Genomic DNA, 23246 nt, shown 5'->3' with positions numbered 1-23246 from the left:
AGCACGCGACGCCCCCCGGTATCCGCGAAGGACCCCTGACAGGCGGCCGGCCCGGCAGGGGTCCTCGGTGGTGCGCGGCGTGGGTCAGCCGTCGGACTCCGGCGACGGGATGTAGGCGCCGGGTACGTCGTTGGGCGCGTAGATCTTCTTCTCACCGGGGTACGGACGGGCCCAGTTGTGGGTCTGGTACCAGGTGAGGTGGTTCATCTGGGCCGGGTTGGCGTAGTCGGGGACGGCGTCGGGACCGGTCAGGCGCTGCCGGGACTTCCAGGTGTCCCACGCGGCGGCCAGCGACTTCTTGTCCGCCGGCACCTCCGCCGGCGGTACGGCCGCCGCCTTGCGGTCCTGCGCGGCGGGGGTGTCCACGCCGCAGGCCGGCGGGGTCTTCAGGCCGTCGGTCAGTGAGGTGCGGTTGGGCAGGGCGGTGAACGGCCGGTAGTCGGGGTGCCGGGTGAACACGCCCCGCATGGGGGTGGCCGCGCTGTCCTTCTGGTTCATCGGGTGGATCCCGAGGATCTGCTCGATGGTGCGGATCATCGTGATCTGCGAGTAGTAGCGGCTGTCGACGGTGCCGCGCCGGACCCAGGGGCTGACGATCTGCACCGGGGCGCGGTGGCCGTCGACGTGGTCCAGGCCGGCCTGGGAGTCGTCCTCGACGACGAAGACCGCAGAGTCCTTCCAGTACTTGCTGTGCGAGATCCTGTCGATGATCCTGCCGGTGGCGAGGTCGTTGTCGGCGACCTGGGCGGCCGGGCTCGCCGGACCGCCGGTGTGGTCGCTGGAGAGCCAGAACATGTTCAGGTTCGCCGGCCCGTTCTTCTCGAAGTCCTTCTTCCAGATCTCGTACCGGTACTGGTCCGGGACGCCGGTGTCGAACTTCGGGAAGCCGGGCACCGAGACGCTGTTGAGCGACGGGATCGGTGAGGAGGAGTTCAGGGGGTAGGCGGTGGCCTGGCCGGTGGCGTCCATGTTCTTGGCGTCGCAGTACAGGTTCTGCCAACTGGCGCCGGACGGCTTGGTCAGGAACTGCTGGAACTCGCCGAAGTCCCGTACGCTCTTGCCGGCCGCCTGCGCTCCCGTCCACAGGAAGCCGGTCTTCTGATGGCCGAGGGCGTCGTCCTCGGTGTCGTAACTGCGCTTGTACTCGCCGGCCGAGGACTCGGTGTACTCGGGATTGTCCGCCTGCATGAGCCAGTTGTGGCCCTCGGCGGAGTTGGTGCCGATGTCGTAGGTGTTGTCGTACAGCCCGAACTGCTCGGCCAGCGCGTGCTGGTTGGGCGTCACGTTCTCACCGAACTGCGCCAGCGACGCATCCCCGTTGCCCTTGGCGACATCACCGAGGACCTGGTCGTAGGTGCGGTTCTCCTTGACGATCAGGAAGACGTGCTTGATCGTCGACGGGTCGCCGATCCGCTCCGGGACCGGCTGCGCCTTGGTGTGGCCGTGTCCCGGGGCCAGCCGGACGGAACCGGCGCTCCAGCCGTTCTGCCGGAAGACCTTGGCGGTCTGTGCGCGGATGACACGGTCACTGGGCAGGGTGAACTGCGTCAGGCTGGAGGTCGTGTCATGGGTGCCGTGGCCGGCGGCGGCGGGGCGACGCGCGTCGATGCCGCGGGTGTTGGAGACGACGACCTTCTTGCCGACGGTGGTGATCTCGGCGGGGAAGTAGTCCGTCGGGAGGAGGCCGACGTAGCTGACCGGCTCCTGTGCGGAGGTGTAGCGGTAGACGGCGACGGCGTTGGCACGGCCGAGCGTCACCAGCAGCCGGCCGTCGTCGGTGAGGGTCACCGCGTCGGGTTCGTAGCCGACCGAGGCCTCCGGCCACGGCTGGGTGGAGATGGTCTGGACGACCTTGTCGTTGGCCGTGCTGATGACCGACACGTTGTTGTCGGCGGTGTTGGTGACGAACACCGCGCCGCGCCGGGCGTACACGGCGGTGGGGTGCAGGCCGACGCCGACGGTGGCGACGGCGGCGGACGGGTCGGCCAGGTCGATGACGCTGACCGTGCCGGTCGTGGTGGCACCGGTCTTCGGGTCTGCCGGGACCTGGGTGCCGTAGGAGTTGAGGGTGGAGTCCCCCGCCTTCGCGGGCCGGCCGCCCTCGTTGCTGACGTAGAGCTTGCCGCCCACCCGGGCCATGCCGCGCGGGGCGTTGCCCACCGCCCAGCTCCGCTCGACGGTCCCGGTCGCCGCGTCGATGGCCACCACCCGGTTCTGGCCGTTGACCGCGGCGTACACGGTGGAGCCGTCGGCGGAGAAGACCGCCGCGGCGACCAGGGCCTGCTTGCCGCCGTCGGCCGGGATCTTGACGGTCACCGGGTCGGCGAGGGTGCCGTCCGCGGTCACGGTGAACCTGGTGTAGCCGTCGGCCTGGCCCAGCCACAGCTGCTTGCCGTCGGGTGAGTACGCCGGGCCTTCCTGGCCGACGGAGCTGTTCGCGATGCGCAGGTCGTCGGCGGCGTTGGTGCCGACCCGCTGCTTGACCCGCCCGGTCGCGAGGTCCACCACGACCAGCGCGGCGTCGCCGTCGGTGACCGCGGCGGCGAGGTGGGCGCCGTCCGGGCTGACCGCCGACGACATGATCTTGCCGTCGTCGATGACGAGGCGGTGGCCGTACGGAGCGATGTACTGGTCGGCGGAGACGACCTGGCCCTTGCCGGTGACCTGGCCGACCTGGTCGGTGCCGAAGGGACGGGTGTCGGCCACGGCCGTCCCGGTGGCCAGGGCGGCCGTGGCGATGCATGCCGTGACCAGCGTCGCCCGGCGGCTGACACGTCTGCCCAGCAGGTCGTAGTACTTCTTCTCCGCCTGCCGGCGGCGGCGTGTTGTCTGCATGAGGTCATTCCTTCGGGAATCGGGAGCGTCGGGGGGTGGCCGGGAGGAGGAGTTCGGGGAGTCCGTCCGGGGAAGCCGGGGTCAGGGAGTCCTGGCGCCGGGGGAGGCGGACAGCAGGTCGACGTTGCCGTCGAACTGCCAGAGCGGGTTGGGCGCGTCCCGGTCCGAAGTCCGCACCAGGAAGTAGCCGTTGACTTCCTTCGGTCCGTCGCCGTCCGCGACGAACCGCCCGTCGGAGGTGATGTCGAGCTGGTAGACGGCCGACCCGGGAGCCGCGGCGCCCGGCAGGTGCCAGGAGACGACGCACCGCCAGTCGTTGCCCGCCCCCTGGGCGCCGTCCTGGACACCGGCCTTCGTGCATGCCGCCGTGGTCCTCAGCTGCGCCTCGGTGACGGCGGGCCGGTGGAGCTGGGCGGTCTGCATGCGGTACAGGTGGGCGAACTCGGTGGCGAGCGCCTGTTCCACCTTGGCCTGGTCGATCCCGGAGCCGGCGGCCGTGGTCGTCGCCGCCACGACCGCGACCGTCACACCGAGCAGCGCCGCCGGCGGCAGCGCGGCCCGGGTGACCGCGTGGCGCACCGCGCCGTCGTCGGTGGGGTTGGTGAAGTCCCGCCGGAGGAAGAGGACGTACGCCAGCGCCGTCGCCGTCACGGCCCACAGCAGGCTGACGACGATGCCGACGAGGAGCGGGGTGAGCTGCGCCGGGCGGGTGAACAGGCCGTTCCAGGTGAGGAAGGCGTCGCCGGGCAGGGCGAGGCGCACGGCGACGGGGAGCGGCAGCATCTGGGCCAGTTGCATAGCCAGTGCGACGATCGCGGGCAGCAGCAGACCCATCGGGGAACGCCCGAGCACGACCGATCCGAGCAGTCCGATTCCGGCGAGGGCCAGGGTCGGGGCGAGCACGCAGGACCAGGCGAGCAGGACCTTGCCGGCTGCCTCGCCCGGCGCGAGCAGATGACCGTCGAGGCCGACGAGCGGCTGGTCGCCGACGGCCAGCAGCCCGCCGGCCGTGCTGGAGGCCGCCAGCCCGGCCACGAGCAGCAGGAGGACGGTGAGGCCGGCCAGGGCCTTCGCCGCGAAGATCCGCCGGGGCGAGCGGACGGCGACGAGGAGATGGCGCCAGGTGCCGAGCCGGTCCTCGGCGGCGAACACGTCGCCGGCGACGACGGAGGTGAGCAGCGGAAGCGCCCAGGTGCCCGCGAAGCCGAGCGTCACCAGCGGTCCCGCCCACCCGGTGGCGTGCATCCAGCGGCCGAAGAGGGTGTCGGTGGGCAGCGTGCTCTGCACGCTCACCCCAGCCACGAAGAGCGCCGGTGCGATCCAGCAGGCGATGAGCAGGAGGCGGATCCGCCACTGGGAGAGAAGCTTGACGACTTCGAAGCGGTAGGTCCGGACGACGGTGGCGCGGCCCGAGGCGGTGCTGTGTGCTCGCTCGGAGCGTGCGGCGGTCGCGCCGCCTGCCGTGGGCGCCGGGTCTTCGGGCGGCGTCGGGGTCTCCGTGCGGGCCGGATCCTCCGCGGGGGTGGGATCCGCGGTGGCGGTGTCTTCGGTGGCGGCGGGGTCTGCCGCAGGGGCGGAGTCCGGGGTGGAGGCGGAGTCCGGGGTGGGGGACATGGTGGTCATCGACCGGTCTCCTGCTGCTGGACGTCGGTGCTCTGCTGCTCGGTCAGGGCCAGGAACGCCGCCTCCAACGGGGAGACCAGCGGGCCCAGTTCGCGCAGCGCGATGCCCTCCTCGACGAGCCGTACCACCAGGCCGTCGAGGGCGGGCACCAGCGCGCGCACCACGAGACCCGCCCCGTCGTGGCGTCCCGGGCTGCCGTCGACCAGGCGGATCCCCGGGGCGTCGGCGGCCAGCCGGCGGGCGCGCGCCGGGTCGGACGTGACGAGCCGGTAGTCGAGTTCACGGTTCTCGGCGGCCAGCTCGCCCAGGGGACCGGAGAAGACGGTCCGCCCGGTCGCCAGGATCGTGACCTCGGAGCACAGGGCCTCCAGGTCGTCCATGCGGTGACTGGAGAGCACGACGGCCGTCCCCTGCCGCGCGAGCCGGGTGAGCACACCGTGGACGTGCTTCTTCCCGGCCGGGTCGAGGCCGTTGGATGGTTCGTCCAGGACGAGCAGCCGCGGCTCGGAGAGCAGGGCCGCGGCGAGCCCGAGCCGTTGGCGCATGCCCAGGGAGAAGCCGCGGGTGCGGTCGTCGGCGACGTCCGTGAGCCCCACCTGCTCCAGCGCGTCGTCGACGTCCGCCGGCCGCCTGTCGTCCCTGCGCAGTGCGGCGAGCGCGGTGAGGTTCTGCCGGGCGGTGAGCGAGGGGTACAGCCCCGGCCCGTCCACGAACCCGGCGACACCGCCGGGTGCTTCGAACGCACGGCCCACCGGCGTGCCGAGGATCTCCAGACTTCCGCTGTCCGTCACGGCCAGGCCGAGAAGGACGCCGAGCAGGGTCGTCTTGCCGGCGCCGTTCGGACCGACCAGGCCGTGGATCTGTCCCTGCGCCACATCCAGGTCGACGCCGTCGAGCGCGACGACGTCCCCGAAGCACTTCGTGATGCCGCGAGCCCGGATGGCGAGCTGTGAGTCCATGAGCTCCTTCTTTCGGAAAGCCTCATGCACCCTAGGAAGCACACACGTCCCTGACAGGGATCACGGGTTGAACGCTCAGCGAACGGAATGCCAAACGGGAGTCAACGAGCCCGGCGGGCGCCGGTGTTCGGCACGCGCCCGGCGAACGGGCCCGTCCGACGCCGGACGGAGGGACGGCTCAGGTCGCCATCGGCTCCGGTACGAGCATGTCGTGGTGGGACGCGATCCGGCCCGCGGTGTCGAAGCGGAACTCCGTGACCAGCGACCAGGCCTCCTGTCCGGCGCGCGCGGTCGCCCGCAGGACGACGACGTCACCGTCGGCGAGGAGGCTCTCCACCGTCAGCCGGAGCCCGGCGGGCAGGGCGCGCCGGCCCGGTCCGGCGGGGGCCGTCCAGTCTCTGGTGAGGCTGTCGTCCTCGCCGCGGTTGACCGCCGCGACCAGGGCGAGGGCGAGTTCCTTGTTGCGCTCGCGCAGAGTGCGGGCGGTGAGGAGGTCGTGCAGCACCTCACCGAGGGGGGAGATCGACGCGGGCGCCATGGCAGGAGGCCCTCCCTTGTGGTTCGTCATCCCGTGCGGACAGGGGTACGGCTGTCCTGGACCACCATGGCCGTACGCCCTGGAGGGACGATGGAGGGCGGGTGAAGCACGGCGGCGTCCGGCACCGGGGGGAAGTCCCCCGCCGGAGCCGCCCCCCGCCGCGCATCGCGCGCAGGACGAGCCGGCAGGAGGTCGACGAGGTCTTGGACCTGGCGCCGCGAGATCGTCGCACCGGCAGGTGCGCGGCCCCCGTTCAACCGGTCAAGGTGCCCTGGTGGAAGTACAGCCGCCAGCCCGTCCTGGTCAGACGCCACAGAGAGCTGCGCCATGCCCGACGGCCCTGGTGGTCGGCGAAGTACGTCAGGTGCACGACGCCCGGAGCGAGGACGACCCCGGACACCTCGCTGACCTCGACGGGAGACTCCGCGGACACCGAGCCGCCACTGGTCACCGTGAGGATCGACTCCACGTCCCAGCGGCGCCCGGAAGCTCCGATCTCGGTGAACTCCGGGTCCAGAAGCGCCAGGACCCGGTCCGGGGAAGCGCGCACCACGGGGTCGAGGAGCCGCATCTCCCCCTCGACGGCCGCCTGCACGGCACGCTCGCTCTCGTCGGTCATGCGGGAAGCCTACGGGTGCTGCCGGCCAGGACACGGCGGGCGGCCCTCCGCGGCGGCGAGGGCACGGTGACGCGTCGCGCCCGCGGCACGCACCGCGCCCTTCAGCGGGCCGAGTCGACGATGTCCTGGGTGCCGATGACCGTGAGCAGGTCGAGCAGGCCGGCGCTGTCCGTGCCGACCGCGGGGGTGAACCAGAGCAGTCGTTGCCGGCCGTCCTCACTGAACAGACTGAGACAGTTGACCTCGATCAGACCGATCGCCGGGTGGTTGAGGCGCTTGCGGTCGTCCCGCCGGAACGCCACTTCATGGCCGGCCCAGAGGGCGGCGAACTCGGAGGAGGTGTCGAGCAGCGTGCTGATCATCGAGGAGGCCTCGGCGTCCTTCGCGTCCCGCCGTGCGGCCGCCGCCCGCAGATCGGCGACGAAGGCGCGGGACTGGGCGTCGTGGTCGGCTTCGGGATAGAGCTGCCGGGCTCCGGGCTCGGTGAACCAGCGGTGGACGAAACTGGCCCGGGCGCCGCGGAAGCCGGACTGGTCCCCGAGCAGGGCCACCGCGAGCGGGTTCTGCACCAGGGTGACGTGCAGGTCGGTGATGACCTGCGCCGGTGTCGAGGTCAGGCGCTGGAGCAGGTCGGACATGCCGGGGTGGACGTGGGAGGCGGCCCCGCCGTGCACCGGCACCGGGCGACCGGCCAGATGGTAGAGATGGTCGCGTTCGTCGGCGCTCAGCCGCAGCGCCCTGGCCAGGGCGGCGATCATCTGCTCCGACGGCTGGGATCCCGCTCCGCGTTCCAGCTCGTTGTAGTAGTCCACCGATGCCCCGGCGAGCTGGGCGACCTCCTCACGCCGCAGCCCGGGCACCCGGCGGCGGGGCCCGGTGGGGAGGCCCACCTCCGCCGGGCGGATGCGTTCACGCCGCGACCGCAGAAAGGACCCCAGCTCGGTGTATTTCGCAGAACCCATGGCCCCCATTCTGCGCGCGGCCGGGGCGGCGACCCAGGGGATGACATCCCCTGGTTGCGCCGGCCCGCAGCGCTCACTCTGGAGACGTGCACGCAGGCCCTTCCCCGCCAACGCTGTCGCCATCGGAGACGACCGCAACCACGCCGCACGCACCGCACCCCACGCCCCGCGCCCCACGCGCGGAGAAAACAGATCGATCCAAGGAGAACCCAGTGCCTTTCGCCCATTTCAAGGTCCCTGCCAGCGGGCGGTGTCCGGTGCGTGCGATCGCAAGGCGCCGGAAGGTCCTTGCAGCGGAGCTGCCAGGGCCTTCCGGCAACGCGGCGAGGGCGCGTGCCGGACACCGCCCGCCGGGGCCCACTTTTGTTCGCAGCTCTGAGTCCCGCCACACCCGTACGGGCCCGGCCCCGCGGTTCCGGGCCCGTACGGGGCGACGGGTCCGGCAGGTCAGAAGGGCCGCTGTCCAGACCCCGCCAACTGGCGTTGTCCCACTGGCCCCGCCGCAGGCCGCCCGTGCCCAGCCCCCGGTGCTGGACCAGCCGGTCGCCGCTCGTCGCGAGAAGGTCCGCACGGCCGTCGGCCGACCAGTCCCGACGGCGACGAGGGAACTCATGGAGTTCCAGCGCCGGAGCCGATCAGCACGCGTGGCCCGGGGGACCCCTTCTTGCCGGGATGGAGCCGGAGCTTGCCGGTGGACGCCTCGCGACCGATCAGGTCAGGGCGACCGTCGCAGTTCGAAAGCCTGTGCGCCGCGAGGAGGACCGTGTCCCCCGCGCCGGCTCGCCCCGCCGTGCGGGGCGTCACCGAGCCCCACCGAGCCTCGCCGGGCGTTCACACCCCGGACCGGAGGGACCGCCGCCGGTCGACGCTCGGCGCCGGCGGTCCGGGTCACACCCTGAGCTTGACCGCTTCGATCCACGACGCGTTGTCGTGGGTGCCGGCGTAGGTGAAGTCGTACCCGGTCCCGGGTTCGTCGCACGCCAGACCGAGCCAGGTGTCGTTGTGGACGTAGGAGGACTGGCAGACCGTGCCTTTGCCGCCGTCGACGTTGATGGTGAAGCCCAGCATGCTCGGGGCGTCCTTCTCCGTGCTGCCGACGTAGTTGTCGATGCCGTCGACGGCATTCGACCACGGCTCGGGGAAGTGTCCTTCGCCATTGGTCGACTCCGGGTCGTGGACGAAGGCGCCGCTGGAGGTGCCCTTGGTCCCGGACACGGCGATGTTGACGGCCTTGATCGGCATCCCCGAGCCGGCCGCGCCCGCTGTTTCGCCGTCGCACACGGCGTCGGACCAGCCGTCGCCCGGCGTGTAGACCCGGTAGCAGATGTGCCGTCCGCCCGGATCCCCGGCGGCGAGTTGCTGGACGGCGGTCGCCGCGGTCCTCTCCGGTGCCTTGCTCTCCTTCTTCTTCTGCTGCCGCTCGGACCCACCGCCCCCCGCCGCGCCTTCGTCTCCCCCTCCGGATCCGCCCGCCTGCTGGGTCGGGGCCGGGGCCGGGGGTGCCGTGACGGCGTCGGAGGGCGGGGCCGCCGACACCTTCGGGGGCGGTGCGGGAGCGGGCTGGAGCGTGCTGGTGCCGGCTTCCTGGAGTTTTTCGGTGGCGGCGGTGCTGACCCGGGGCTGGTGGGAGATCCACAGCATCACGAGGGTGATCGCCAGCGCCGTGGAGACACTGAGGAAGACCGCGAGCCAGCGCGGCAGGAGACCCCGCTGCACGTACGTGCCCTCCACGTCCAGCGGCGGCACACCCGACCGCTGCACCGCAAGTGTGTAAGGGCGCTGCTCCGCCGACCCGAACCAGATGATCTTGCGCGGCTTCAGGGTTGTCTTCACGAACGCCGCACGGCCCGGTTCGATCTGCACGTTGCTCGGATGTATGCCGTACGACAACTGATCACCGTTGTCGCTGCCGCTCACCGAAGCCGTCAGCTTCGTGTTGCCCACGTTGTCCACGGCCAGTCGCGGACGGCCGCGGAAGCGGCCCTTCACCGTAGGCGGTATCAACTCCGCCCGTACTTCGGTGAACGGGGTGATGGTGAGGTTCCCCTCCGGAACCGTCGTCGCCTCCGGATGCTCCGTCGGCGTGATCCGCACCGCGTACGGATTCGGCCCCGCCGTCGCGTCCGGCGTACGCGGCGGAGCGAACGTCAGTTCTACCGACCCCGTCGTCCCCGGGTACAACCGCAGCGACGGCGGCTCCACGGTGGCCCACGGTGCGAGAGCGCCCACCGCCTCGAAGCGGTACTCGTCCACCACGTCACCGGTGTTGCGCAGGCGCAGCCGCACAGTCGTGGTACCACCCGGGTCCACGGTCGCGGAGGCGGGTTCGAGGGAAGTCCAGAGGCTCACTCCCGGACGTTAAACGTGGCAATGGCGCCGAGTCAGTAAGCCCTGGGGCATGATGAATGCCCGAAGGGGCGGGGTCAACTGCCCTCGCTGCGCACGGGCGTTGAACGAACGGTCGCCGGTACCCGTCCGCACGCGGGGCGGGCGGCCGAAGGGTGCGGCCGTGCGGTCTCCGGGAGGCCGGGAACGCCGTCTCCCGGCCGGTCACTCCTCGACGGCTCCGCCGAGGGCGCGCAGGTGCCGGCGGAAGGTGATGCCCTCCTTGTCGCGGACGGCGAGGTAGTCGGTGAACCGGGTCTGTTCGCGGAGGGTCTCGCCGAGCCGCATCCGGGTGGCCTGGGCCCGTTCGGTGTCGCGGATGGCCGTGGCGGTCCCGGCGATGTCCGAGGCGCGGTCGGCGGGGAAGAAGAGGACTCCGTCGTCGTCGCCGAGCACCACGTCCTCGCCGGTGACCGTGGCGTGGCCGCACCGCGCACGGGTGAGCGCGTCCGGCTCCTGGGCGTCGACCCGCTGCGGGCCGACGGGCAGCGCTCCCTGGCTGAAGACCGGCAGGCGGATGTCACGCAGCTCGCGGGAGTCGCGGTGGAGGCCCCAGATCACGATTCCGGCCAGCTGGGCGCGCTGGACCTCCAGGGCGACGAGGTCGCCGACGCACGCCTCGTCGTCCCGGCCGCCGTTGTCGACCACGAGCACGTCCCCCGGGCGGGCGTGCTCGACGGCCTCCAGGAACACGTCGACGCTGCCGAAGTGCCGGGCGGGACGGGCGGGGCCGACGATGTGGGAGCCCGTCCACAGCGGACGTACGCCGGCGGGGGCGTGCCGCACGGGGAGGCCGAGCCGCGTGATCGCGTCGGCGACGTGAGGGGTCGTCAGGTCCGCGTAGAGGCGCTGCAGTTCCCGGGTGTCCATCAGGCTTCTCCTCGCTCTCGGTGTGCCCGCCGCGCAGGTCGGCCGGCAGGCGGTGGTGCCGGCTGGTCATCGCGGTCGAGTGCTGTCGCCCGCGGCCCGCGGCCACACCGGCCGGACCGCCGGCGGCGGCGCGCACGCGGCGGGGCGGGGCGGTGTCCGCCCGAGCGACGATGTCCCCCCTGCTCCAACCCCACGTGGCGGGACCTTACGGTACGCCCCGCGCCCCGCGCCCGGGCATCCGCCGGGCCGGTCTCCCGGCCCGCCGGGGGCGCCGCGCCGAGCCGTGCGACGGCTGCCGGCGTGCCGTCGGGGCCGTCCGTCCTTACGGTGGGCGGGACGGACACCGCCGTGTGAGAGGAACCGTTCCATGCCGGTCACCGAGGACCCCCTGCGCGGACGGACGGCGGTGGTGACCGGAGCGGCACGTGGTCTGGGCGCGGCGACGGCCCGGGAACTGTCCGCGCGCGGAGCGAAGGTGGCGCTGCTCGGGCATGAGAAGCGGCTGCTGACGCGGCTCAAGGCGTCGCTGCCCGGCATCAGCGAGTACTGGGAGGTCGATGTCACGGACGACCGGGAGATGGCCCGGGCCGGGCAGTCCGTCCGCGCGCGGCTCGGCCCGCCCTCCGTCGTGATCGCCAACGCGGGCGTGGCCGAGTGCGGCCCGTTCGCCGGCTCCGACCCCGCCGTGTGGCGCCGGGTGGTCGAGGTGAACCTCATCGGCAGTGCCGTCACCGCCCGGACGTTCCTCGGGGACCTGTTCCGCACCCGCGGCTACTTCCTCCAGGTCGCGTCGTTCGCCTCCCTCGGCGCCGCCCCGATGATGAGCGCGTACTGCGCTTCGAAGGCCGGGGCGGAGTCGTTCGCCCACTCGCTGCGGGCGGAGGTGGCCCACCGGGGCGTGGGCGTCGGCATCGCGTACATCAACTGGACCGACACCGACATGATCCGCGACTCCGACCGGCACCCGGCGCTGCGGGAACTGCGCGGCCACATGCCGCCGCCGGCGCGCAAGGTGTACGGCGCCGGGCACGTGGCGGACCGGCTGGTCACCGCGGTCGAACGGCGCCGCCCGTCCGTCTACGTACCGCGGTGGCTCCGGGCGGCCCAGCTCGTACGTGCCGGGATGCCGCCTGTGGTGACCTGGGTGGCGCGCCGCGAACTGCCCCGCCTCACGGCCGGCGAGCCGTTCGGGACCACGGGGCCGCTGGGCGCCGGCGGCCGGGCCGACCAGGCCGGCCCGTGATCCAGCACGGGGCGGTACGGGGTGCGAGGCGGCTCCCGGTGCGGGCCGGGCCGGGGCTTCGGGTGCCGCGGCAGCCCGGCGTGCGGGGCGGCTCCCGTGCCGCTGGGCGCCCGTCGTCGCCGGTCCCCCTCCGCCGGCGGCCGCGCGCTCGGACGCGGGAACGGGTCCGGGCCTCCCGGCCGGTCCGCCGAGGGCGCTGTCGCAGAGCTGACCAGAAGTGGGCCCGGGCGGGCGGCGCCCGGCACGCGCCCCCGCCGCGTTGCCGGAAAGCCCTGTCAGCTCCGCTGCACGGACCTTCCGGCGCCGCGCGATCGCACGCACCGGACACTGCCCGCTGACCGGAACCCGCTTCTGTCCGCGGTTCTCAGGCGGGGTCGACCAGGCGGTAGCCGATCCCGCGGACGCTCCGGACCGGGTCCGGGTGGCCGAGCCGGCGGCGGAGCCGGCCGATCAGTGCGTCGACCGCGTCGGAGTCCGGCGGGTGCCGGTCGCCGGCGCAGCACATGGCCAGCCGGTCGCGGGTGACCAGCGCGCCGCTCGCCAGCATCAGGGCCCGGAGGACCGCCTCCTCGGTGACGGTCAGGGACAGCGGCACCCCGGCGCGGGTGAACCGGCCGTCGTGCGCGGTCCGTTCCAGGTCCCCGAAGCGCAGCCGGGACGCCTGGCCGACAACCACGGGGGCGCGGAAGAGGGCGAGCGCACGGGAGGTGAGGCCGGCGGTGGTGAAGGGCTTGACCAGGTGGTCGTCGGCGCCCTGCTCGATGAGGGTCACCCGTTCGGCGGAGGAATCGACCGCGGTGAGCATCAGGACCGGGCGGGTCCAGCCGGCCCGGCGGTGGGCTGCGACCAGGCGGAGGACGTCTCCGTCGGGCTGCGCCCGGTCGCCCACGAGGCCGTGGCAGGCGCTCCCGCGCAACTTGAGGTCGGCGTCGGCGAGGCCGGCGGCCGTGTCGGTGTCGAAGCCGATCCGGAGCAGACACCCGGAGATCAGTTCCGCGAGGTCCGGGTCGTGCTGCACGACGAGTATGCGCATGGCGCCCGACTCTGGGCCCTGTCCGGCGGAACACGACCCCGACGCGGGGCCCCGCACGCCCACCTGCGGCCTTGCCTCGACTCGCCGGCGCGCCGCGGCGACTCCCCCTCCGCCTCGCGGCGGCACACGCCGGCCCCCGCTGACCTGAACCGGTCGGGCGCCGTGAGTTCCCTGCGGCCTGATCCGCGGGACAGGCCCTGAACGGTGGCGGCGCAAAGGGAGCCGAGCCGCCGGGAAGGCGCCCCCCTGCGTCGGGTGACGCGCGTACGCTCGGCCCATGGTCGAACACCGCGTGGTCCATGTGAACGGGATCCGGCTGCACATCGCCGAGCAGGGCGAAGGCCCCCTGGTCGTGCTTCTGCACGGCTTCCCCGAGTCCTGGCGCTCCTGGCGCCACCAGTTCGGTCCGCTGGCCGAGGCGGGGTTCCGCGTCGTCGCCCCGGACCAGCGCGGCTACGGCCGCAGCGACCACCCCGCCGACGTCGGGGCGTACACCATCCTGCACCTGGTCGGTGACGTGGTCGGGCTCGTCCGGGCGCTGGGCGAGGAGAGGGCGTACGTCGTCGGGCACGACTGGGGGGCACCGGTGGCCTGGCACACCGCGCTGATGCGCCCGGACATGGTCCTCGGGGTGGCGGGGCTGAGTGTGCCGCCGCCGTTCCGGGGCAAGGAGCCACCGCTGGCCGCCATGGACAGGGCGTTCGGCGGACGCTTCTACTGGAACTACTTCGACCGCCCCGGTGTCGCCGACGCCGAGTTCGGGCGGGACACGCGCACAGCGCTGCGGAAGTTCATCTACTCGGCCTCGGGTGATGCTCCCGGCGGTGTGAAGCAGCCGCTCGTCGACCCGGAGCGCGGCTGGCTCGCGGCCATGCCGGACCCCGAGACGCTGCCCGGCTGGCTCACCGAGGAAGACCTCGACGCGCTCACCGAGAGCTTCTCCGAGGGGTTCACCGGTGCGCTCAACTGGTACCGCAACCTCGACCGCAACTGGGAACTGACCGCGCCGTGGGCCGACGCGGTCGTGACGACGCCGGCGCTGTACGTCTACGGCGACCGCGACCCCGTGCCCGCCTTCCCCGGCGCGCCCGAACTCATCGCGAGCCTTCCCGACCGGATGCCCGGTCTGCGGCGCCCGCCCGTCGAACTCGCGGGCTGCGGACACTGGACCCAGCAGGAGCGCCCGGACGAGGTGACCGCGGCCCTCCTCGACTTCCTCCGCTCCTGCCCGCAGCGCCCGTGACGCGGCGCGGCCCCTCGCCGGGAGGCCGGTGGACACCCCGCCGCGCGGGATCGTCCGCAGCGGCCGGGTGGACGAGGCCTTTCGGTCCGCTCGACGCAGAAGGGGCCCGGAGCCGGCCCGTCACCGCAGCCGGGCGAAGGCCTGATCGGCGTCGGTGACGGCCTCGGGGTGCACGTCGCGGGCGGTCCGGCCGTCGGCGATCTTCTGCCAGTTGGTGCGGGCGAGCACCCGCTGGACCGCGAGCGCCTGGGCCGCTCTCAGCCGTGCCTGGACGTCCGGGCCCGGATCGAGGGCCTCCGCCAGCGCCTGCTCGTCCTCGAGCAGGTACTGCGTGAGCCGCCCCGCCAGGCTCGGCGTGGTGAACACCAGACGGTGGAAGTCCACCACCGCGGGATGGTCGCACAGGCCGGTGACGGGCTCGTACCGGTCGAGGCCGGCCCGGAAGTGCCGGTGCAGCGCCGCCATCGGGGATTCGCCCAGGCGGCGCTCACGCACGACGCGCGCGGCCTCGCCCTGGTGGTCCGCGAACCGGTGCAGCACCAGGTCCTCTTTGGTGGGGAAGTACCGGAAGAGGGTGGGCTTGGAGACCTCGGCCGCCGCGGCGACGTCGCTGACCGAGACCTGGTCGAATCCGCGCGCCAGGAACAGGGAGACCGCCGCCTCGGCGATGGCGTCACGGGTCCGCGCCTTCTTGCGGGCGCGCAGCCCCGTCGGCTCGATCACCCGCTCAGCATAACATTCTTAACCGGGTTGCTTTTTTAACTCGGTAACGCTTTGATGCGCTGGTGACTCGGACAGACCTTCCCGCAGCGGACCCCTCCTCCCCGCCGACCCGAACCCCCGGGCCACCGGTGCTCGTCACCGGGGCCACCGGCCGGATCGGACGCGCCGTCATCGACCAGCTCCTCGGCGCGGGCGTGCCGGTCCGCGCCCTCACGCGGCGCCCCGAGGCGGCGGCGACGCTGCCGCCCGGCGTCGAAGCCGTCACCGGTGACCTCACCGTGCCCGCGTCTCTCGACGGGGCGCTGCGGGGCGCCGGCGCCGTCTTCCTCCTGTGGACCGCGCCGCCGGCGACCGCGGAGGCGGTGGTCGAGCGGCTGGCGGCCCACACGCGGCGCGTCGTCTTCCTCTCCTCGCCGCACCGGACACCGCACCCGTTCTTCCAGCAGCCGAACCCCATGGCGGAGCTCCATGCCGGGATCGAGCGGCTCATCGCGGCCGCCGGAGTCGAGTCGACGGTCATCCGGCCGGGGATGTTCGCGTCCAACTCGTCGGCCTGGTGGGGTCCCGCCGTCCGCACCGGCGACGTCGTCCGGTGGCCCTACGGCGCCGCCGAGACCGCACCCGTCGACGACCGGGACGTCGCGGCCGTCGTGGCGCGGACGCTGTACCAGGACGGGCACGCCGGGGGTGACTACGTCCTCACCGGCCCCGAGTCGCTGAGCCAGGCGGAGCAGGTGGAGATCATCGGGAAGGTCCTGGGACGCCCGGTCAGGTTCAGCGAGCTGTCACCGGAGGAGTTCCGCGCCCGGACGGAGGGGAAGGCGCCGCGCCCGGTCGTCGACATGCTGCTCGCCGCCTGGTGTGCGACGCTCGGGAGGCCCGCCCACGTCACCTCGGCCGTGTCCGACGTCCTCGGGGTGCCGCCGAGGACGTTCTCCCGGTGGGTCGCCGATCACGCGGGCGCGTTCGGGCACGCCCCGGCCCCGTCCAGCTGAACTTCGCCCCGGGTGAGCGGCTCCTGCCCGTCGCGCCGCGGGGCGAACGGTCCGTGCAGGGCCGCCCACTGGAGGAGCAGGATGGTCTTGCCGTCCGCGATGCGGCCGTCGCGGGTCATGTCCAGGGCTTGCCGGAAAGGGAGTTCGAGGACCTCGATGTCCTCGCCGTCCTCCTCCAGTCCGCCGCCGGTGCCGGTCCGGTCGGCCGGGGTGTAGGGCGCGGCGAAGAAGTGGAGGCGCTCGGTGACGGAGCCGGGGCTCATGTACGCGTCGAGGACGTGGGCGAGGGGGCCGAGGGTCACGCCGAGTTCCTCGGCGCTCTCGCGGCGGACCGCGGTGTACGCGTCGTCCGCGTCGAGCAGCCCGGCCGCGGCCTCGACGAGCATGCCGTCGGGGTGGCCGTTGACGTAGGCCGGGTAGCGGAACTGGCGGGTGAGCAGGACGCGTCCGCGGTCGGTGTCGTAGGGCAGGACGACGGCGCCGTTGCCGCGGTCGTAGGTCTCGCGCTGCTGGGTCTCCCACCGTCCGTCGCGGCGGCGGTAGTCGAAGGTGGTGCGGCGCAGGACGTGCCAGCCCTGGGAGGTGAGTTCGACGTCGCGTACCCGGACACCGGGGTTGCGGTCGAGGCCGCGGCCGGCCCGGTCGAGGCCGGTGCGCCCGCGGTGGTCGGGGATGTCGATGCCCGGCCGGCCTGTCACAGGGGTCTCCTCGGGGACGACGAGCTGGGGATGGTCGGTCACAGGCGCTAAGATACATGCAGAAACGTGCAAGAACAGGCACGAGCATCAACGCCGGGGGTCTGGATGAGGGGAAACGTGAATGCTGGCTGCTGAACGGCGTGAGCACCTGCTCGGTCTGCTCGCCCGCAAGGGAAAGATCGTGGCCAAGGAAGTCGCCGCGGAGCTGGGCATCTCGGAGGACAGCGTGCGGCGCGACCTGCGCGATCTCGCCGCCGAGGGGCTGTGCCAGCGGGTCTACGGCGGAGCGCTGCCCGTCTCCCCGGCAGTGGCGGACTACGGCGCCCGGCAGGCGGTGGCCCCGGACGGCAAGCGGAAGGTGGCCGCGACGGCCGTCGGGCTGGTGCGGCCGGGCGGCACGCTGATCCTCGACGGCGGCACCACCGCCCTCGCCGTCGCCCGCGCGCTGCCCAGGGACCTCTCCTGCACCGTGATCACCCACAGCCCGACCATCGCCGCGGCGCTGCTCGACCATCCCCGGGCGGAGCTGTTCCTGCTCGGGGGGCGCCTCTTCAAGCACTCGGCGGTCACGTGCGGTGCCGCCGCGGTCGAGGCCGCGCAGAACGTCTCCGCGGACGTCTTCCTGCTCGGTGTCACCGGGGTGCACCCCGAGGCCGGGCTGACCACGGGAGACGCCGACGAGGCGGCGATGAAGCGCGCCCTGTCGGCACGGGCCGCGGAAACCTACGTCCTCGCCTCCTCGGAGAAGATCGGCACGGCCTCACCGTTCCGCGTCCTGCCCTGGGAGAGGATCAGCGGCCTGATCACCGACGCCGATCCCCGCGACACCGTCGTCGAACAGCTCGGGGCGCTCGGTGTGGAGATCCTGGCGGCCGTCTGACACTCGGCTGCGGACGCCCCGCCCGCGGCCCCCTGCGCGAGTGCCGGTCAGCCGAGATAGTCCGCGCGCCCCTCGTCGTCGAGTTCGAAGGGTCCCTCGGGGATGATGCAGAACTCATTGCCCTCGGGGTCCGCCATCACCAGGAACCCGCCGTCGGCGTACTCCTCCAGCCTGCGCCCGCCCAGCGCCTCGACCCGCTGCTGCTCGGCGGCGGGGTCGGCCGAACTGACGTCGAAGTGCAGGCGGTTCTTGCCCCTCCTGGGCCCGGCGTTCCGCTGGAAGCCCAGGCCCAGGTCGTTCTCCCGCCGCAGCCATACGTACGGTCCCGTACGGCCCACGATCGGCCTGCCGAGCAGTTCGGACCAGAACCGGGCGAGCCGCTCCGGGTCCGCGGCGTCGACGATGAGGGCATTGATCCGCACAGATGAGTCAGCCATGTCCCGATCCTCTCAGGGGGTGCGGCAGGGCGGCGGCGTCGAACGCGCGGGGTGCGGCGAGTTCCGCCGCGGGCCGGGCGTGCGGCTGCCTGGGTGTGCGGTCCGGGTGTGCGGTCAGCCGCCCTGGCCGGCGCTGCCCACCGGGCCGACCGTCACCTGGGAGGTGGTGCTGTCCGTGACGGGCAGTGTGGCAGCGCCCGGCCACGCGAGGGTGACCGTCTTGGTCTCGTTCGGCGGCGTCACCAGCAGCCCCGTGACGCGGACGCCGGAGCCGCCCGTGTCGTTGGCCGGGTAGTGGATGCCGAAGGCGATCGACTGCCCGTTCTTGAGGACCGTGGAGGTGGCCTTCTCACCCGTGCGCTTCGCGGACAGCGAGCCCTCCTTGAGCTTCAGGTCGACGCCCGCGTACCCCGAGATCGTGCAGGCCCGGCCGCCGCGGTTCTTCATCGTCACGGCGACGGTCCGGGCGGGGTCGCCGTCGATGGTGTTGTCCGCCGCCGTGATCTCCAGCTCGTCGGTACGGCACCTGGCGGTCCTGCCGGTCGTGCCCGCCGCGTCGGATCCGGTGCCCGCGGCGGCGCCCTGCCCGGAGGAGTTCTTGCCCGCCGTGCCGCTCCCGGCCGAGCCGGCACCCTCGGAGTCCTGCGCCCCGCCGCCCTGACCGGAGTTGCCGCCCGCTCCCGTCCCGCCGTCCGAGGAGGACGCGGTGGACGCGGCCGACGGGTCGCTCTGTCCCGTCGTGCCGCCGTCGTCGTTCTGGCAGGCGGTGAGCGAGAGGCTCGCGGCGACGGCCAGGGCGGCGAAGGTGAGCTTGTGAACGCGCATCGTTTTCCTCAGTTCGGTTGTGGGGACCGGCCGTTCGGTACGAGTCCGTACCCTCCGTGCGAGCCGGCGGGCGTCGGCGGGAGTCTCGGTACCGGCGAGCGATTCTGACCAACAGGACTGGTCGGTCACGGTGAGCCGTTCCCCGTCAGCGCCCGCTGATACATCCCTGTGACACGCGTCGGCGCACGACGCACGCCGCCACCGCAAGCGCCCCTTTCGCGCCCGCCGGAGAGCACCACCCGCTGGGACAGACCCGTGACCCGGTGGATCTTGACCAGTGTCCCAGGCGCGGCGGGCACACCCACGCCCAGCCCCCGGGGCCGGGCGGGACCTGGGGCCGGCCGGGGCCGGGGCCGCTCGCCGGGCGACACTGCCACGCCCCCCATGGTTTGTAGGAAGGAGACAATCTCTCGCCGTTGGTTCGGTCACCTCCTCTCCTGACTCGTCGTCCGCAGGCTGGAATGATCACCCCGAGGGCACGTCAGGTGCTCTGTAGGATCCGCACAGTTGGAGGAGACTGGCGTGACGCGTGACCATCGGGTGCTGGTGACGGGCGTCGGTGCGATGACGCCCCTGGGGGCCGACGCGCCGTCGACGTGGTCGGGGCTGCTGGAGGGCAGATCGGGGGTGCGCCTCCTGGAGGAGGAGTGGGCCGCGGACCTCCCCGTGCACGTCGCGGCCGGGCTCACGGTGGATCCCGCCTCCCTGCTGCCGAGGACCGAGGCCAGGAAGCTCGACCGCGCCGAGCAGGTCGCCCTCCTCAGCGCGCGCGAGGCCTGGCGGGACGCCGGAACTCCGCAGGTCGAGCCGGAACGATTCGCCGTCGTCATCGGCACGGGCACCGGCGGCGTCCTCACCACACTGGGGCAGGACGACGTCTTCGAACGTGCCGGGATCCGCCGCATGTCCCCGTTCGCGGTCCCGATGCTGATGCCCAACGGGCCGGCCGCCTGGGTGAGCATGGACCTGGGCGCGAAGGGCGGCGCCAGGACTCCGGTGAGCGCCTGCGCGTCCGGGGCGGAGGCACTGGCCCTGGGACAGGATCTGATCCGCGGCGGGCGGGCCGACGTGGTCGTCGCGGGCGGGGTGGAGGCGTGCCTGCACCCCTTCACCCTCGCGGCGTTCGCCCAGATGAAGGCCCTGTCGACGCGGTCGGCGGACCCGGAGGCCGTGTCCCGCCCGTTCGACGTCGGGCGGTCCGGGTTCGTCATGGGTGAGGGCGCGGGGATGATGGTGCTCGAACGCGCCGAGTTCGCCCGGGCCCGTGGCGCACGTGCCCGCGGCACGCTGGCCGGCAGCGCCGTGACTTCGAGCGCGCACCACATCACGGCCTCCGACGCCGAGGGCCAGGCCTTCGCCATGGAACTCGCGCTGCGCGACGCGGGGCTGGCCCCGGCGGACATCGGGGTCGTGCACGCCCACGCCACCTCCACCGAGTCCGGTGACCTGGCGGAGGCCGAGGCGATCGGCCGGGTGATCGGAACCCGTGCCGCGGTGACGGCGACGAAGTCGATGACCGGTCACATGGTGGGCGCCTCCGGAACGGTCGGCGCCATGGCGGCGCTGTTCGCGCTCGCGGACGGCACGGTGCCGGCCACGCGCAACCTCGACGAACTCGACCCGCGCGTGGAACTGGACGTGGTGCGGGGCGAGCGGCGCACCGGGCGGTGGTCCGCCGCGCTGGCCAACTCGTTCGGCTTCGGCGGGCACAACGTCACTCTCGTCCTCACCACGTGAGGACGAGGCGGTGAGCGCACCGCCGGACTGAGAGCTGCGGACAGGAGCGGGCCCCGGCGGGCGGCGCCCGGCACGCGCCCTGGCCGCGTTGCCAAAAGGCCCTGGCAGCTCCGCCACAAGGACTTTCCGGCGCCTGGCGACCGCACGCACCGGACACCGCCCGCTGACCGGAACCCGCTTCTGTCCGCAGCTCTAACGCAGGTGCGCGTCCTGGTCCCCGGAGAGACCGGCCACCTCGTCGACCAGGGGCTGCACCCGGTGAGGGATGACCGCGCTCAGCGCGATGACCGTCGTGCTGCGCCGGACGCCCGGAACCTCCAGGACGTGGTCGATCACCTGCTGCACGTGCTGGTTGCTCACGCCCACGATGCGGCACCAGATGTCGCCGGGGCCCGTCACGATGTGCGCCTCGACGATCTGCGGCACGGCCCGCAGGCGGGCGGTGATGGCCTCGCGGGCGGACTGGTCCACCTCGAACGTGGTGAACGCGTGGACCACGTGGCCCAGAGCGGCGACGTCCACGTCCGGTCCGTAGCCGGTCACCACGCCGGAGCGGGTCAGCCGGTCGAGCCTGGCCTGCAGCGTGCCGCGCGCGACGCCGAGCCGGCGGGCGATCTCCAGCAGGCCCTCTCGCGGGCGCTCCCGCAGCAGGCGCAGCATCCGGCCGTCCAGCGCGTCGAGTCCCTGCCGTGCCACCGTTTCTGCCGATCTGCGGCCTGTGAGGCACGCTCCCGCCTCGTTCGCTGTCAGATTAGCAACGGCATGCGGAGTCTGTTGCCCATTCGGCTGCCGGGGGTCCACGCTGTGGGCCCCGGTCCACGAGGAGCAGTCGTGAGGCAGCACACCCACCCGTTCGTCCCTTACCGGCCCGACCGGTACGACGAGGCCGAGATGGTCCGGCGGGGGAAGGACTTCGTGTCCTTCCTCGACCGCCGGCGCAGCGTGCGGTTCTTCAGTGACGAGCCGGTCCCCCGCGCGTGTGTCGACCTCGCCGTCGCCGCCGCGAACACCGCGCCCTCCGGGGCCCACTTCCAGCCGTGGAAGTTCGCCGTGATCGGTGACGCCGGGACCAAGCACCGCATCAGGGTCGCCGCCGAGGAGGAGGAGAAGGTCAATTACGAGGGCGGGCGGATCCCGCCCGAGTGGCGCGCCGCGCTCGCGCGTCTGGAGACGGACGCGGACAAGTCCTTCCTCGACGTCGTGCCGTGGATCGTCGTCTGCTTCGCCGAGAAGAGCACGGTGCTGCCGGACGGCTCGCTGCGCAAGAACTACTACGTGAACGAGAGCGTGGGCATCGCGTGCGGCCTGTTCATCGCCGCCCTGCACGCGATGGGGCTGAGCACCCTGACCCACACGCCCAACCCGATGCGCTTCCTCACCGAGATCTGCGAGCGGCCCGGCAACGAACGGCCCTACATCCTCTTCCCCGTCGGCTACGCCGCGGCCGACTGCGAGGTGCCCGACCTGGCACGCAAGCCGCTGGCGGAGGCGATCGCCGAGAGCCCGGGCGGCCGGCCCGGGCACGACCGGCCGACGGCCCCGCCGCGCAGAAGGCCGGTCCTGTAGAGGGGGTACCCTCGGTGGCTCACCGGCTCCTGTCGTGGAATCGGCGGCGGACGGGAACGTGACGACGGGATCTGGGGTGGCACGGCATGGACCTCGAAGCGGTGCGCACCTTCGTCGCCGTCGTGGACTCGGGCCAGTTCCAGAAGGCCGCCGCCGACCTGTCGATCACCCAGCAGGCCGTCTCCAAGCGCGTCGCCGCCCTGGAGCGCGACCTCGGGGTGCGGCTGTTCACCCGCACGCCGCGGGGCGCCGAGCCCACCGTCGACGGACAGGCGTTCCTGCCCCACGCGCGTGAGCTGCTGCGCGTCGCCGAGCGGGCGGCCGCCTCCGTGCGCACCGGCCGCCGTCCGCTGCGCGTGGACGTGATCAACTCGCGCGGCGCGGCCTCGGGCCTGATGCGCGGCTTCCACCGCGCGCACCCGGGGATCGACCTCGACGTGGTGATGCTGTTCGACATCGACGCGGCCCTCGCCGCGCTCCGCTCCGGCACGGTCGACGCGTCCTTCCGCGCCGTCGCCGTGCCCGGGCGGCCCCTTCCCGACGACATCGAGTCCGTCCGGGTGCTCGACGAGCCGCTCCAGCTCCTCACCGGCCCCGCCCACGCGCTGGCCGGCGCCCGGTCGCTGACCGTGGCGCAGCTCGCCGGACACCGGATCTGGATGCCCGGGATCGTCCCCGGCACCGAGTGGGCCGCCTACTACGACGACCTCGTCGCCGAGTTCGGCCTCACCATCGAGGCGAGTGGGCCCAACTTCGGTTCGGACGCGCTCCTCGACACCGTCGCCGACACCCCGGCCCTGGCCACCTTCATGGGCGAGTACACCCGCCTCGTCTGGCCGGCCGGCCACGGCCTGCGCCGTATCCCGGTCACCGGCCCGACGCCCGTCTACCCGCACTCGCTCCTGTGGCACCGCGACAATCCCCACCCGGCGCTGACCACCCTCCGCGCCCACCTCACCGCCGGCCCGGCCGGTCACGGCGCCGCCGGGACCTGGGTGCCGGACTGGGTGGCTCCGCGCTGAGCGCCCCCGGTCCCGAGTCCCGCGGTGTGCGGCGCGGTCCAGGGCGCGCCCGG

The 23246-nt window shown here is 73.1% G+C and carries 21 protein-coding genes; 7 read left to right on the top strand and 14 right to left on the bottom strand.

Going from position 1 to position 23246, the window contains the following annotated elements:
* Positions 1–84 precede the first annotated feature (84 nt).
* The 8 genes from IG64_RS29795 to IG64_RS29760 all read right to left on the bottom strand — a co-directional run bounded on the left by IG64_RS29795 (position 85) and on the right by IG64_RS29760 (position 10791).
* Complete coding sequence (locus tag IG64_RS29795; protein ID WP_037861788.1) at positions 85–2835, bottom strand: bifunctional YncE family protein/alkaline phosphatase family protein; 2751 nt, start codon at positions 2833–2835, stop codon at positions 85–87.
* An 81-nt stretch (positions 2836–2916) separates the two neighbouring features.
* Positions 2917–4458 (bottom strand): ABC transporter permease, encoded by a 1542-nt coding sequence (locus IG64_RS29790; RefSeq protein ID WP_234438654.1) that lies wholly within the window; start codon positions 4456–4458, stop codon positions 2917–2919.
* A complete protein-coding gene (locus tag IG64_RS29785) occupies positions 4455–5417 on the bottom strand; it encodes an ABC transporter ATP-binding protein (RefSeq protein ID WP_037861787.1) in 963 nt (320 codons plus the stop codon). The genes IG64_RS29790 and IG64_RS29785 overlap by 4 nt, the downstream gene beginning before the upstream one ends.
* 178 nt (positions 5418–5595) lie before the next feature.
* The gene (locus IG64_RS29780; RefSeq protein WP_037861785.1) at positions 5596–5955 is read right to left on the bottom strand and encodes a hypothetical protein; all 360 of its coding nucleotides are present in this window, start codon (positions 5953–5955) and stop codon (positions 5596–5598) included.
* Between the two features lie 253 nt (positions 5956–6208).
* Positions 6209–6574, bottom strand: coding sequence for a DUF4440 domain-containing protein (locus tag IG64_RS29775; protein ID WP_037861782.1), 366 nt, complete (start codon positions 6572–6574; stop codon positions 6209–6211).
* Between the two features lie 101 nt (positions 6575–6675).
* Positions 6676–7536 (bottom strand): helix-turn-helix transcriptional regulator, encoded by an 861-nt coding sequence (locus tag IG64_RS29770; RefSeq protein ID WP_107474397.1) that lies wholly within the window; start codon positions 7534–7536, stop codon positions 6676–6678.
* Positions 7537–8424: 888 nt separating this feature from the next.
* Entirely contained in the window at positions 8425–9885 is a 1461-nt protein-coding gene (locus IG64_RS29765) for a hydrolase (RefSeq protein ID WP_037861779.1), read from the bottom strand.
* Positions 9886–10086: 201 nt separating this feature from the next.
* Positions 10087–10791 carry an RraA family protein gene (locus IG64_RS29760; RefSeq protein ID WP_037861770.1) on the bottom strand — a complete coding sequence of 235 codons (705 nt, stop codon included), beginning with the start codon at positions 10789–10791 and terminating at the stop codon, positions 10087–10089.
* A 367-nt stretch (positions 10792–11158) separates the two neighbouring features.
* Here IG64_RS29760 and IG64_RS29755 point away from each other — a divergent pair, with 367 nt between their 5' ends.
* Positions 11159–12034 carry an SDR family oxidoreductase gene (locus IG64_RS29755; RefSeq protein ID WP_037861767.1) on the top strand — a complete coding sequence of 292 codons (876 nt, stop codon included), beginning with the start codon at positions 11159–11161 and terminating at the stop codon, positions 12032–12034.
* Between the two features lie 364 nt (positions 12035–12398).
* Here the strand turns inward: IG64_RS29755 and IG64_RS29750 are convergent, their stop codons facing one another.
* Positions 12399–13067 (bottom strand): response regulator transcription factor, encoded by a 669-nt coding sequence (locus tag IG64_RS29750; protein WP_037861765.1) that lies wholly within the window; start codon positions 13065–13067, stop codon positions 12399–12401.
* Positions 13068–13344: 277 nt separating this feature from the next.
* Between IG64_RS29750 and IG64_RS29745 the strand changes: the two genes are divergently transcribed.
* A complete protein-coding gene (locus tag IG64_RS29745; RefSeq protein WP_037861762.1) occupies positions 13345–14310 on the top strand; it encodes an alpha/beta fold hydrolase in 966 nt (321 codons plus the stop codon).
* A gap of 120 nt (positions 14311–14430) precedes the next feature.
* On the opposite strand, the gene IG64_RS29740 is transcribed toward IG64_RS29745, so the two are convergent.
* The gene (locus IG64_RS29740; RefSeq protein ID WP_037861760.1) at positions 14431–15033 is read right to left on the bottom strand and encodes a TetR/AcrR family transcriptional regulator; all 603 of its coding nucleotides are present in this window, start codon (positions 15031–15033) and stop codon (positions 14431–14433) included.
* A gap of 62 nt (positions 15034–15095) precedes the next feature.
* Here IG64_RS29740 and IG64_RS29735 point away from each other — a divergent pair, with 62 nt between their 5' ends.
* Positions 15096–16028, top strand: a complete 933-nt coding sequence (locus tag IG64_RS29735; protein ID WP_324609595.1) for an NmrA family NAD(P)-binding protein — start codon at positions 15096–15098, stop codon at positions 16026–16028.
* Here the strand turns inward: IG64_RS29735 and IG64_RS29730 are convergent.
* Positions 15986–16726: an NUDIX domain-containing protein gene (locus tag IG64_RS29730; RefSeq protein WP_051813494.1), complete on the bottom strand. Its 741-nt coding sequence runs from the start codon at positions 16724–16726 to the stop codon at positions 15986–15988. The two genes, IG64_RS29735 and IG64_RS29730, sit on opposite strands and share 43 nt — an antisense overlap.
* A 121-nt stretch (positions 16727–16847) precedes the next feature.
* Here IG64_RS29730 and IG64_RS29725 point away from each other — a divergent pair, with 121 nt between their 5' ends.
* Positions 16848–17606: a DeoR/GlpR family DNA-binding transcription regulator gene (locus IG64_RS29725; RefSeq protein ID WP_037861756.1), complete on the top strand. Its 759-nt coding sequence runs from the start codon at positions 16848–16850 to the stop codon at positions 17604–17606.
* A gap of 47 nt (positions 17607–17653) precedes the next feature.
* On the opposite strand, the gene IG64_RS29720 is transcribed toward IG64_RS29725, so the two are convergent.
* Both IG64_RS29720 and IG64_RS29715 read right to left on the bottom strand, forming a co-directional pair.
* Positions 17654–18043 carry a VOC family protein gene (locus IG64_RS29720; RefSeq protein WP_037861755.1) on the bottom strand — a complete coding sequence of 130 codons (390 nt, stop codon included), beginning with the start codon at positions 18041–18043 and terminating at the stop codon, positions 17654–17656.
* A gap of 114 nt (positions 18044–18157) precedes the next feature.
* Positions 18158–18868 (bottom strand): DUF4232 domain-containing protein, encoded by a 711-nt coding sequence (locus IG64_RS29715; protein WP_037861754.1) that lies wholly within the window; start codon positions 18866–18868, stop codon positions 18158–18160.
* A 522-nt stretch (positions 18869–19390) separates the two neighbouring features.
* On the opposite strand from IG64_RS29715, the gene IG64_RS29710 reads away from it, so the two are divergent.
* Entirely contained in the window at positions 19391–20605 is a 1215-nt protein-coding gene (locus tag IG64_RS29710; protein ID WP_037861752.1) for a beta-ketoacyl-[acyl-carrier-protein] synthase family protein, read from the top strand.
* Between the two features lie 192 nt (positions 20606–20797).
* Here IG64_RS29710 and IG64_RS29705 read toward each other — a convergent pair whose 3' ends face one another.
* Positions 20798–21301 carry an Lrp/AsnC family transcriptional regulator gene (locus tag IG64_RS29705; RefSeq protein ID WP_037861751.1) on the bottom strand — a complete coding sequence of 168 codons (504 nt, stop codon included), beginning with the start codon at positions 21299–21301 and terminating at the stop codon, positions 20798–20800.
* Between the two features lie 135 nt (positions 21302–21436).
* On the opposite strand from IG64_RS29705, the gene IG64_RS29700 reads away from it, so the two are divergent.
* Both IG64_RS29700 and IG64_RS29695 read left to right on the top strand, forming a co-directional pair.
* The gene (locus tag IG64_RS29700; protein WP_037861749.1) at positions 21437–22171 is read left to right on the top strand and encodes a nitroreductase family protein; all 735 of its coding nucleotides are present in this window, start codon (positions 21437–21439) and stop codon (positions 22169–22171) included.
* A gap of 86 nt (positions 22172–22257) precedes the next feature.
* A complete protein-coding gene (locus tag IG64_RS29695) occupies positions 22258–23193 on the top strand; it encodes a LysR family transcriptional regulator (RefSeq protein ID WP_037861747.1) in 936 nt (311 codons plus the stop codon).
* Positions 23194–23246: the final 53 nt, after the last annotated feature.

It is taken from the genome of Streptomyces sp. NRRL S-340, from assembly GCF_000720185.1.
Taxonomy (GTDB): Bacteria; Actinomycetota; Actinomycetes; order Streptomycetales; family Streptomycetaceae; genus Streptomyces.
The sequence above is the reverse complement of the archived record's forward strand: the minus strand, read 5'-3'. Positions and strand labels throughout refer to the sequence as shown.